This window comes from Proteiniborus sp. DW1 (assembly GCF_900095305.1).
In the GTDB taxonomy this organism is placed as follows: Bacteria; Bacillota; Clostridia; order Tissierellales; family Proteiniboraceae; genus Proteiniborus.
Genome location: NZ_FMDO01000031.1, coordinates 39,341 through 51,195 on the forward strand (window position 1 = coordinate 39,341; position 11,855 = coordinate 51,195).

13 protein-coding genes are annotated in these 11,855 nt (G+C 31.2%); 11 read left to right on the forward strand and 2 right to left on the reverse strand.

Annotated elements, in window-relative coordinates; genetic code table 11:
* Positions 1-152: 152 nt before the first annotated feature.
* From DW1_RS07915 to DW1_RS07930, 4 genes are all read left to right on the forward strand, one after another.
* Positions 153-1,193, forward strand: coding sequence for an ABC transporter ATP-binding protein (locus DW1_RS07915; RefSeq protein WP_074350073.1), 1,041 nt, complete (start codon positions 153-155; stop codon positions 1,191-1,193).
* A 25-nt stretch (positions 1,194-1,218) separates the two neighbouring features.
* Positions 1,219-2,124 (forward strand): carbohydrate ABC transporter permease, encoded by a 906-nt coding sequence (locus DW1_RS07920; protein WP_143474383.1) that lies wholly within the window; start codon positions 1,219-1,221, stop codon positions 2,122-2,124.
* 37 nt (positions 2,125-2,161) lie between these two features.
* Positions 2,162-2,986, forward strand: coding sequence for a carbohydrate ABC transporter permease (locus tag DW1_RS07925; RefSeq protein WP_074350074.1), 825 nt, complete (start codon positions 2,162-2,164; stop codon positions 2,984-2,986).
* Positions 2,987-3,053: 67 nt separating this feature from the next.
* Complete coding sequence (locus DW1_RS07930) at positions 3,054-4,430, forward strand: ABC transporter substrate-binding protein (RefSeq protein WP_074350075.1); 1,377 nt, start codon at positions 3,054-3,056, stop codon at positions 4,428-4,430.
* Between the two features lie 118 nt (positions 4,431-4,548).
* Here DW1_RS07930 and DW1_RS07935 read toward each other — a convergent pair whose 3' ends face one another.
* Complete coding sequence (locus DW1_RS07935; protein WP_074350076.1) at positions 4,549-5,103, reverse strand: CD3072 family TudS-related putative desulfidase; 555 nt, start codon at positions 5,101-5,103, stop codon at positions 4,549-4,551.
* A gap of 102 nt (positions 5,104-5,205) precedes the next feature.
* Positions 5,206-5,724, reverse strand: coding sequence for a hypothetical protein (locus DW1_RS07940; RefSeq protein ID WP_074350077.1), 519 nt, complete (start codon positions 5,722-5,724; stop codon positions 5,206-5,208).
* A gap of 146 nt (positions 5,725-5,870) precedes the next feature.
* On the opposite strand from DW1_RS07940, the gene DW1_RS07945 reads away from it, so the two are divergent.
* The 7 genes from DW1_RS07945 to DW1_RS07975 all read left to right on the forward strand — a co-directional run bounded on the left by DW1_RS07945 (position 5,871) and on the right by DW1_RS07975 (position 11,835).
* Positions 5,871-6,092: a YdbC family protein gene (locus DW1_RS07945; RefSeq protein WP_074350078.1), complete on the forward strand. Its 222-nt coding sequence runs from the start codon at positions 5,871-5,873 to the stop codon at positions 6,090-6,092.
* Between the two features lie 20 nt (positions 6,093-6,112).
* Positions 6,113-6,571 carry a ribonuclease HI gene (rnhA, locus tag DW1_RS07950; RefSeq protein ID WP_074350079.1) on the forward strand — a complete coding sequence of 153 codons (459 nt, stop codon included), beginning with the start codon at positions 6,113-6,115 and terminating at the stop codon, positions 6,569-6,571.
* 128 nt (positions 6,572-6,699) lie between these two features.
* Positions 6,700-8,523 carry a putative glycoside hydrolase gene (locus DW1_RS07955; RefSeq protein WP_074350080.1) on the forward strand — a complete coding sequence of 608 codons (1,824 nt, stop codon included), beginning with the start codon at positions 6,700-6,702 and terminating at the stop codon, positions 8,521-8,523.
* Positions 8,524-8,747: 224 nt separating this feature from the next.
* Positions 8,748-9,638 carry a DUF5685 family protein gene (locus DW1_RS07960; RefSeq protein WP_242942457.1) on the forward strand — a complete coding sequence of 297 codons (891 nt, stop codon included), beginning with the start codon at positions 8,748-8,750 and terminating at the stop codon, positions 9,636-9,638.
* A complete protein-coding gene (locus DW1_RS07965; RefSeq protein ID WP_074350082.1) occupies positions 9,607-10,227 on the forward strand; it encodes a J domain-containing protein in 621 nt (206 codons plus the stop codon). The genes DW1_RS07960 and DW1_RS07965 overlap by 32 nt, the downstream gene beginning before the upstream one ends.
* A gap of 12 nt (positions 10,228-10,239) precedes the next feature.
* Positions 10,240-10,758 (forward strand): hypothetical protein, encoded by a 519-nt coding sequence (locus tag DW1_RS07970; RefSeq protein WP_074350083.1) that lies wholly within the window; start codon positions 10,240-10,242, stop codon positions 10,756-10,758.
* 297 nt (positions 10,759-11,055) lie between these two features.
* Positions 11,056-11,835 carry an ABC transporter substrate-binding protein gene (locus DW1_RS07975; protein ID WP_074350084.1) on the forward strand — a complete coding sequence of 260 codons (780 nt, stop codon included), beginning with the start codon at positions 11,056-11,058 and terminating at the stop codon, positions 11,833-11,835.
* The last annotated feature ends 20 nt before the right edge of the window (positions 11,836-11,855 follow it).

Genomic DNA, 11,855 nt, shown 5'->3' on the forward strand with positions numbered 1-11,855 from the left:
AGTATTTTAAATATCTATAAGCTTGTACAAAACAATAGAAATTTTTAATTTTAAATTTTACAGAAAAAGTGTTAACCTTAGATTTGTTGTTAATATACTTTTACGAATGAATAATATGTTCCATATATTGCCCTTATTAACGAGGTGTTAACATGAGAATAAAATTAGAAAATCTATCAAAAAAATTTGATACAGTAGATGCAGTGAAAAACCTTAATATAATTATTGAAGATGGAGAACTAGTTTCCATACTGGGTCCTAGTGGATGTGGAAAAAGTACTACTCTATTTTTAATAGCAGGACTTCATAAATTATCCTCTGGGGATATTTTTTTTGGTGACAAAAAGGTAAACGAAGTAGAAGCAGAGGATAGAGAAATAGGAATGGTATTTCAAAGCTATGCATTATATCCACATATGACTGTTTTAAAGAATATAATGTTTCCATTAAAAATGAAGAAGGTCCCTAAAAAAGAAGCAGAGGCTCAAGCAAAGGAAATAGCAGAATTAATGCATATAGATGAGCTACTAGATCGCAAACCATCTCAGCTATCAGGAGGACAACAACAGAGGGTTGCTATTGCAAGAGCCTTAGTTAAGAAACCTAAAATACTGCTTTTAGACGAGCCTTTGTCAAATTTGGATGCAAGATTAAGGATAGAGCTTAGAGATGAAATTAAGCACATACAAAAACAAGTTGGTATTACGACCATATTTGTAACTCATGATCAAGAAGAGGCTATGAGTATATCAGATAAAATATTATTGATGAAGGATGGAGAGTGTCAGCAATATGACACACCAAAAGAAATGTATATGAATCCTGCAAATGAATTTGTTGCAAGATTTTTGGGAAATCCACCTATTAATCTTTTAAGCGGGAAGTATTTTAAGGCTAATAATTCTATCAAAGTAGATGATTCAGATATAGAAATTAGTTTAGATAAATACACAGTTAATCTAAATAATAGCAAAGAACATGTGACAATAGGAATCAGACCTGAGGATATATATATAACTGACAAAGACTATTCTTTTATAGGGAATATTATAAGCTTACAAACTTTAGGAAAAGAAATATATGTAAAAACAAAAGTAGGTAAATGGGAGATTATTATGGTAGCTCCTTGGGACCAAGACTTAAGAATTGGAGATAGGATTGCTTTAGGGATTAAGAAACTTCATATCTTCTAGCCATAGTAAAAGAGGTGGTTTAAAGGTGAAAAAACCAGCATTAATAGAAAAGCTACTTAAAAATAAAGAGCTTAAAGCCTTGTTATATCTATTGCCAGCTTTGCTGATTATAACTGTATTTCAAATATATCCTATTTTAAAATCTCTTGCTATGAGTTTTTATACTGATTTTGATTATCTAACAGATGAAGTATACAAGAGAGGACTAGATAACTTTCAATATGTATTAACTGATCCAGACTTTTATCTGGCTCTTAAAAATACTTTTATATTTGTTTTAGGAGCAGTACCACTGTCCATAATCGCTTCTTTAGGCTTTGCTTTACTTTTGAATTCTAATATAAAGTTAAAGAATTTTTTTAGAAGTGTATACTTTATACCTTTTATCACATCTACTGTTGCTGTTTCAATAGTATGGCGGTGGATGTTTAATAAAGAATTTGGGATGGTAAATTCAATACTCATGATATTTGGTATAGATAAGATAAACTGGCTGACAAATCCTAAGATGACTATACCGATGCTAGTTTTATTAAGTGTATGGAAGGGAATGGGGTACAAAATAATTATTTTCCTAGCAGGGCTTCAGAATATAGATGAAAAATATTATTTAGCAGCTAAAATAGATGGAGCATCTGTATGGAAGAGATTTACTTCCATAACTATACCACTTCTTACTCCAACATTATTCTTTGTATCAATAACATCAGTAATTGGCTCTTTTAAACTGTTTGATGAGGTATTTGTCTTATACGATAAGCAGACAGGTCCCCTTAAGAGTGGGCTTACGATTGTCTATTATATATACAACAAATTTAACAGATATTGGCAGTTTTCAATAGCCTCAGCAGCAGCATTTGTTTTGTTTGTCATTATTCTAATATTTACCTTAATTCAGCTTAGGATTGGACAAAAGAAAACTAACTATTGATTTTTTAAATTGATCTTTTAAAAGGAAGTAGAAGGCAATGAAAAAAAGACTCTTATATAAAACAATTATATATATGCTTTTACTATTAGGGGCAACGTTTATTCTTTTACCATTTATATGGATGATTTCAACATCTCTTAAGCCATCCAATGAAGTTCTAATAATGCCCCCAAAGTGGATACCATCAAAACTAGTTTGGGAAAACTACAAGATTGCTTTTGAATCTGCTCCATTTAAAAGGTATTTCCTAAATAGTGTTTTTGTAGCTGCTATGGTTACAGTAGGTGAGCTAATTACAACTATATTAGCTGCATTTGCCTTTTCTAGGATTAAGTTTAGAGGAAGAGAGCTACTGTTTTCTATTCTAATAGCTACTATGATGGTTCCAGGAGAGGTTTTGATAATACCAAATTTTGTTACGCTAAGTAAATTGGGCTGGATAGATTCATATAAGGCTTTAATAATTCCTTGGTGTGCAAGTATATATGCAATATTTTTACTTAGGCAGTACTTTCTTGGAATACCTGAACAGCTATATTATTCAGCAAAGATAGATGGATGCTCTGACTTTAAATTTTTATGGCTAATAATGGTCCCATTGGCAAAGCCAGCTCTTATAACACTAGCAATACTTAAAATTATAAACAGCTGGAACTCATTTATGTGGCCACTAATAGTTACTAATTCAGAGCACATGAGAACATTGCCTGTAGCACTTTCCGCCTTTTCTTCTGAGGCAGGAATAGACTATAATGTGCTGATGGCAGCTTCTACAATGATCATAGTTCCTGTTTTTATAATCTATTTGATTCTCCAAAAGCACATAGTTGCAGGGATATCACGTACAGGTATAAAAGGATAATAGACTCACTGCACATTTGGTGAGTTTATATATAAAAAATTATGTAAAAAAACATGGAGGGATATTTGTGAAAAAGTTTTTAGCACTAGTATTATCATTAGTTTTAGTTTTGGGACTTGTTGCATGTAACAGTTCAAATACTGCAACAGGAAATGTAACAAACAATGAAGGTAGTCAAAATGGGACTACTGAACCAAAGGTTGAAGAAGCAAAAATTGCAACTGAAATTACCAGCCCAGTCGAAATTGAATTTTGGCATGCAATGGGTGGAGCAAATGGTGAAGCTCTCCAAAAACTAACAGATGACTTTAATGCAGCCAATGAAAATATAATTATAAAACTTGTAAATCAAGGCGGGTACAGAGATTTGTTTGATAAATTAATGGGAGCGGCAAAGGCTAAGCAACTTCCTGCAATAGCTCAAATATACTCAAATAGATTATCTTGGTATGTATCTAAAGGACTTGTAGAAGATTTAAACCCATATATAGAAAATGAAAAGGTTGGATTAACAAAAGAAGAAATTGATGATTTCCCAAAATTATTTTTAGAAGATGGTATATGGGATGGAAAGCAGTATGCTATGCCATTTAATAAAAGCCAAATGGTTCTTTACTATAATGTGGACATGCTTAATGAAGCAGGTTTAGAAGTACCGACAACATGGGACGAATGGAAAGAAGCAGCTAGAAAACTGACTGTAGATAAAGATGGAAATGGTGAACCTGAAATATATGGATTAGTTTTAGCAAATAATCTTTCAACTGATATAGCACCATGGGTTAAACAAGCAGGCGGAGAAATCATTAGTGAAAAAGAAGATAAGATTAACTTTAATACACCTGAAACAAAAGAAGCAGTAGAATTTTTAAATAGTATGATACAAGAAAAAATAGCAAGACTTGCAGGAGAAGATAAAAATGCTAACGTTCCACTACAACAAGGAAGAGCGGCTATGTGTGTAGCTTCAACATCATCAATTCCTTACTTGGAAAAAGATTCGATGGAAGGATTAAATTGGTTTGCAGCACCACTTCCAGGATACAAAACAAATGACCAATTATTCTATGGTACAAATGTGACTGTATTTAACACTTTATCACCAGAGGAAAAATTAGCAGCTTGGGAATATGTAAAATTCCTTACAAGCGTAGAAAGTACTGCATATTTCTCACAACAAACAGGATATCTACCTGTTAGAAAATCAGTACAAGAGTTAGATAGCTATAAAGCATTCTTAGAAGAAAAACCAGTAAAGGCCATTTCATTCCCAAGTATGGAAATTGGTTTCCAAGGTGCAAGAAATATTGGAGAAATAAATGCTCTTGATGTTTTAGGTGAAGAGTTAGACCTAGTATTCAGCAATGAAAAATCTATAGATGATGCTCTTAAAGATGCTCAAGAAAGAGGAGAAAGAGCAATGCAAGAGGCCAGAAATAACTAATTAAAAAAACACGACCATGTAAGTTGGTCGTGTTTTTTTAAACCTATAAAGCTCTTGATAAATCTTGATTATATAGTAAATTTTTTAAAACAAATATGAAGGTTTTTTATTATAATCTTTATTTTATTATTGGTTTAATTTTTTCCATAAAAGTAGCCATGTCATTCTTGTTATAATCAATAAGAGGAAAAGAAATATTATTATCATTAAGAATATTTTTTATCTCTTCTATCAGAATTCCACTTTCATCTGCTAATTTTATAGTGTTCAAAGTATCCTGAAGATAAGGATTGTTACCTAACTGTCCTCCCCATTTACCAGAGCATGTCTTATATATTCCACAAGTAGGACTACCCTCTATGCCAATTAGTCCAATTATTTCGTATCCATTTGCAAGATATTCTTTAATTTGCTCGAGATAAGGTTGAAATAGCATTCTACACATTTTCCTATAGTGAGGTGTGTCAAATTGCTCTTTTACATGCCCCCAACGTTTTAAGCCATAGCAAGTTAGTTCAGGACAAGGTAGTTGTATAATTCCAATTTCATTATCTATGAGCAAATTAATAAATTCTTTAATATCCCCAGGCGGATTAAATTCGATCTTTTTCACCTTTGATTTCTCATTTATCACGCAATGAGATAATAAAATGACTTTTTTAACTTTATCCAATTGGCTCACTCCTTTACTGAAATCACGCTATAAAAACATACTTACTAAATTCTATTATTCAGTACAGAGTAAGTCAAATTGTGTTTTTAAATAAGAAAGTCGCTATTTATCAATTTTTTCAATTGAAGTAATATGAATAACAGGCACAGTATGAGTATGGTCATTGTCCACTTCTTCAGTTGTCCCAATTTTTCCTGAAACTTTTACCCAATCATATTCATGTATATCTTCTGGCAAGTCAACATTGCTGAAATCAGCAGGTATATCAAATAGTAAGGATTCTTCACTATCAAAGAAATACTCTATTCCAACAGAATACCCATCTTCAAACTCAAAAAATTGTGTTTCTAAGGTATGAGTAGTATCTAAATAATCATTTATGTTTTCATGGATGTCAATTATTTTTAGCACAGTTTCATCATCAATAGATTTCTTTAATTCCTCGAACTGTTCTTGAATTAGTTTTGCTATTTCTTCCTCACTAAGCTCTATTGGCTGCGGATTATTCCCTGTTTGCTCAAAAGCCATTAAACCAATGGTGCCTACTGAACCTAATATCAGTGCAAGTACGATAGGTACGACTATGATAGCTTTTTTGTTAAATAATCTAGTTTTTTTCATCATATCACGCTCCATTATAGTAATATAAACATCTTAACATATTTTACTTAAAAATTAACCATATAATTGTGCTTTATTCTATGTATTATTATAGTATAATAATACATAATAGGACAAATTGTTTCAAAAACTTAGGAGGGATTGGCTTGGCAGATATAAAATATGAGATTATTCAAGAGATAGCAGTAATTTCTGGTTCAGCAAAAGGATGGACTAAGGAGCTTAACCTAATTAGCTGGAATGATAGAGAAGCAAAATACGATATTAGAGATTGGTCACCAAATAAAGAAAAAATGGGAAAGGGAATAACTCTAACTAAGGAAGAGCTAATTTCTCTGAGAGACGCATTAAACAAGATAAATCTATAATTTAATTGGGATGGGATAGAATGGAGAACAAAATAATTATATATACTGATGGAGCATGTTCGGGAAACCAGCATGATGAAAATGTAGGGGGATATGGGGCAGTACTTATTTATAAGGATAATAGAAAGGAAATATTTGGCGGTGAAGTTAATACTACTAATAACAGAATGGAACTAAAAGCTTGTATAAAGGCTTTAGAAGCTCTTAAAAGGAAAGACATACCTGTAGAAATACATACAGATTCTGCCTATTTATGCAACTGCTTTAACCAAAAATGGTATGTTAAGTGGCAAAAAAATGGGTGGATGAATTCTAAAAAGGAGCCAGTTGAAAATAAGGATTTATGGAGTGAGCTAATTGATTTAGTTAATAATTTTAAGAGCATTAGTTTTGTAAAAGTTAAAGGACATAGCGGAGTAGAGCTTAATGAGCTTGCAGATGCATTAGCCAATAGAGGTATGTCAGAATTAAAGAAATAATTTTGTAGCTTATGTGTAACAGATCTGTAACATCTTAGGCTTCAAAATAGAGTAGAATATATTTAGTAGACTTTTTTAAACAAAATTAGACAATATAACAAATAATTTTATGGAGGTCATCATAGCATATGAGGAAATATCTGATCTTATCAACATTAATTGTACTTGTATTAGCACTATCATTATTAGTTACAGGCTGTCAAGCATCAAAAGACCCATCTGATGGTAAAGTTGTACAAGCAGATACTATTGATGATGAGAAGAATGAACAAAAAGAAGAAAACAAAAATAAGGAAGAAATATCAGAAGAAGAAAAAAGAGCTGAGTATGAAAAGAAAATTGCAGAAAGAGAAGCTTTAGAAGAGCAAAGAAAGAAGGACCTAGGAGATTTTTATGTACCCTTGCTTCCACTAGATGATAATAGGGAGATAAAAAAGGTGGAAGCTAAGGGACTTTTTGTGACAGGCAATGTGGCTGGTATGCCTGTAGACAAGGCAAATGTACAGTTATATGCAGATTATACAAGAGCCTTACATGAAAAAAATAATACTAAGATTAATGAATTAAAATCTCAAGCGGACAATCTTAATAAATTTGAAAAAATATTAGGAATAGCTGTAGCTACAGAAATCAACACTTTAGTTATTGACGTAAAAGATGATGATGGACGAATGACATATAAAAGTAATATAGCAATTGTAGAACAGGTAGAGGCAGATAAAAACCCTAGAATTAAAGATGTCAAAGCATTGATAGAATTACTTAAGGAGTATGATATTTATCCTATAGCTAGGATTGTAACATTTAAAGACAAAAATTTTGCTAGCCATAGAACAGACCATGCTATTCAGTTAAAATCAGGAGGAGTTTGGAGAGATAATAAAGGTGTTGCATGGGTAAACCCATATGATAAATTTGTGTGGGATTATAATATAGCTATTGCAAAGGAAGCGGTACTGAATGGTTTTGAGGAAATCCAATTTGATTATATACGCTTTCCAGATAACGCAAAGAAATATAATCCTATAACAGATTTTCCAGGTAGAGATGGTAGAGCTAAGGATGAAGCAATAGAAGATTTCTTAGAATATGCAAAACAAGAATTGGAGCCTTATAAAGTAAATATAGCAGCTGATGTTTTTGGAGTTATCACAAAATCTTGGGATGACAAGCCAGAAGATATTGGACAAACCTGGAGGAAAATGGCTAGGAGCATAGATTATATGTGTCCAATGATTTATCCTAGTCACTACAGTACAGGCTGGTATGGATATAAAGTACCAGATCAAGAACCTTATGGGGTTTTAGCAGGAGCATTAAAAGAAGCCATTGAAAGAAATGCTTCACTAAAGAATCCCCCAGTAATTAGACCTTGGATACAAGGCTTTACAGCTACTTGGGTTCCAGGGTATATAAAATATAATCCGAAGGAAGTTAGAGAACAAATATTAGCTGGTAAAGAGCTTGGAATTAATGAATACCTAGTTTGGAACGCAAGTAATGTTTATGATCCTCTTGCTTATTTTCCAATGGAAGCAGAAAACAACGTCATACATCCAGCTAAGAGACCAGATAAAGAAAAGGACTTAATAGGTAGAACACCTGAAAGTGTATTAAAAGACTATTTAAGTGCAGAGAAGAATAAAGTTTATTCAAAGATGTATCTACTTACGCCAATTAAGGATAGAGTGTTTGATTATGAAGAATTTAAAGCTAGTATAGAGTCATTAAATCTAAAATTAATTAAATTTGACGTAAGAGAATATACTTTAATCGATGAAAACAATGCAGAAGTTAAGCTTTCCTATGAATACAGTCAGCAAATAGATGACAAAGAATTAAAAGCAGTAAATGAAGAAGATACATGGAAGCTTAAAAAGGAAAATGGGATCTGGAAAGTCGTAAGACCAGAAATAAAACCTGTAGAAGAACAAATACAGGCTACAAACTAAGATGTAAGATGCAATATTGTTATGACCCTTTGTCATGTTTAGATTGATCATAATCAACCTAAGAAAGCAAAGGGTCATATAGCTTTATATAAGCAATTTTCAGTAAGTAAATATATCATAGAATTGATTTCGGTATTTTGTTTATTGCTATATGGGAACTAATAAATTAAAATAGATATGGACTCATAAATACTTCAGAAAGAGTGAATATATTGTTTGGATACGTGACACCTTATAAAAGTGAACTAAAAGTTAGAGAATATGATATGTTTAAAGCATATTACTGTGGTCTTTGCAAGACCCTTGGAAAAGAGTTTAATAATATAGTAAGGTTTGGGTTGAATTATGACTTGACCTTTTTAGCCTTATTGTTATCTTCCATAGAAGAAGAGAAAGAGATAATAACAAGAGAAGGTTGCATAGCTAATCCCATAAAAAAGAAGTTCATAGTAAATACAAATAAACCCTTAATTTATACTTCAAATATGAGCGTTATGCTCATATATTATAAGTTGTTAGATGATTGGAAGGACGAAAAATCCATAAAGTCTTTAATAGGGACTATTCCCTTTCTTTTTCCACTTAAAAAGGCAAACAATACATATAATAGTAAAGCACATATTATAAAAGAGTGCTTAGATAGACTTACAGAATTAGAAAAAAATAAATGTAGTCGAATAGATGAAGCTGCAGACACTTTCGGTAAGCTTATGGAAGAAATATCAGTTCCAGACTATATAGAAGATAACAAGATTGAAAGAGTGCTTAAATGGATAGGTTACAATCTTGGAAGGTGGATATATATATTAGATGCTTTTAATGATATAGAAGAAGATATTAAGAATGCTAGCTATAATCCTATACTCATACAATATAACTATAAAGATAGTGAGGAAATAGATTATTTTAAAAATAGGGTAGTAGCACCGATAGAATTTTCGCTGATCATGTCTTTAGAGGCAATTGCAAAAAGTTTTGAAATTCTTAATATTAGAAAAAATCAAGGTATAATTGAAAATATAATATACATGGGAACTCGACATAAGATGGACCTTATACTAAATAAAAGGGAGGGCTTAAAGCATGAGAAATCCATATCAAGTTTTAGAAATTAGAGAAGGTGCTAGTGAAGAGGAAATAAAAGCAGCATATAAAAGGTTGGTTAGAAAGTATCACCCAGACCAATACGCTAATAATCCCTTATCAGACTTAGCAGAAGAAAAATTAAAGGAAGTAAATGAGGCTTATGATATATTAATGAAAAACAAAAGTAACTATAACAGAAATCAAGAGAGTAATAATTGGGATAACCAGCAATATAATAATAGTAGTTCAAATCTTTATTCACAGATTAGAGCTCATATTGAAAGAGGGAATATTAATCAGGCAGATCAAATGTTAGAAGGCATAACAAATAGAGATGCTGAATGGAATTATTTAAAGGGAATTATATTTTTAAGACGTGGATGGTATGACATGGCGTATCAGCATATTCAACTAGCAGTAAATCTTGAACCTTATAATATTGAGTATAGATCAGCACTAAATAACCTAGCTTCTAGAGCAAATACATATAGAGATGTGGGAACAAGCAGAGGCTATAGAAATGATCCTTCTTTCTGTGAGATATGTCAGTGCTTAATCTGTAGCGACTGCCTATGTGAATGTTTGGGAGGAGACCTTATAAGCTGTTGTGTTTTTTAGGAGGTAATATAATTGAGAAGATATACCAGTAAATCACAGAAAGTTGCTCTAGGTGGCATAGTGACTCTTTTATCAACTGTATCACTATATATATCTTCTATACTACCGACAAATAGACTTTTTTTCTTTGCTTTAAGTACATTTTTTCTTGCAGTGATTATTATTGAGAGTAATATTAGACTTGGAATATTAGTTTATTTTACTTCATCCATACTTAGCTTTATTTTAATACCAAATAAAACTATAGTATTACCATACATTATTTTTTTTGGTTATTATGCAGTACTAAAATCATTGATTGAAAGAATAAACATACTTGTGGTTGAATTGCTTATAAAACTGTTGTTATATAATTTATCTATCTATATTACATATAGTATTGTAAGTAGAGTTTTTATAGGAGATATAATAATTAAGCTTCCTGTATGGGCAATTTTTATACTAATGCAAGTCATATTCATAGTATATGATTATGCTTTTAGTCTAGGAGTATATTTTTATCGAAACAAGATAAGACCTAAAATAAGATGAGCAGCTAGCCACTCTAAGGAGTGGCATTTTATTTTCCTTTTATGATAAAAAACAATAATAAAAATGCATAAATATACGTTATGCATTTTTTATGCAAATCATAGAAAAAGAAGATTAAGCTTCTAATCAAAATGAAAACGTTACCTATTAATAAGAAATTATGTTATTTAATTATATTTATGCTAAATGTGATAAAATGCAAAATTTTAATATCTAAAATTTAAAAAAATTACTTGCAAATATATACGAAAAGATGTATTATTATAAAATCGATACAAAATTTAAGGGGGAATTCAAATGATAAAAAGATTAAAAAAAATTATTACTGCATCTATGATTTTATCAATAACAGTAATTGGACTTACTGGATGTGGAAAAGAAACAGATAAAATAGTACTTGGGACAAGTGCCGATTATCCACCATACGAATTTCATAAGGAAGTTAATGGAAAAGACACTATAGTTGGCTTTGATATAGAGATAGCTAAAGAAATAGCCAAAGATTTAGGTGTAGAGTTAGAAATAAAAGACATGGAATTTGGGGGATTACTAGCAGATTTAAAAACAAATAAAGTTGATTTTGTAATAGCTGGAATGACTCCTGATGCGGAGAGAGCAAAGGAAGTAGATTTCTCTACTATTTACTATAATGCAGAACACGGACTAGTGATTAACAAAAAGGATATTGATAAATACAAAGATATATCTGACTTAAAAGGTAAAATCATAGGAGTTCAAAAAGGTTCAATTCAAGAAGATATAGCTACAGAGCAAATCGAAGGTGCACAAATAAAAGCTCTTGGAAAAGTATCTAACTTAATACTTGAGCTAAAAACAGGAAAGGTAGATGCAGTTGTAGTAGAACAACCTGTGGCTGGTGCATATGTTAAAAATAACGCTGAACTATATATGACAGATATTATATTCAAGGATGAAGAAGGTGGCTCGGCAGTAGCTGTAAAAAAAGGCAATAAGGAATTATTAGATTCAATAAATAAAACAATAGAAAGACTAATAAAAGAAAATAAAATAGACGAATTTGTTTTAAATGCAACTGAAAGCATAGATAATGAATAGGCTAATGAGTAATTAGTCCT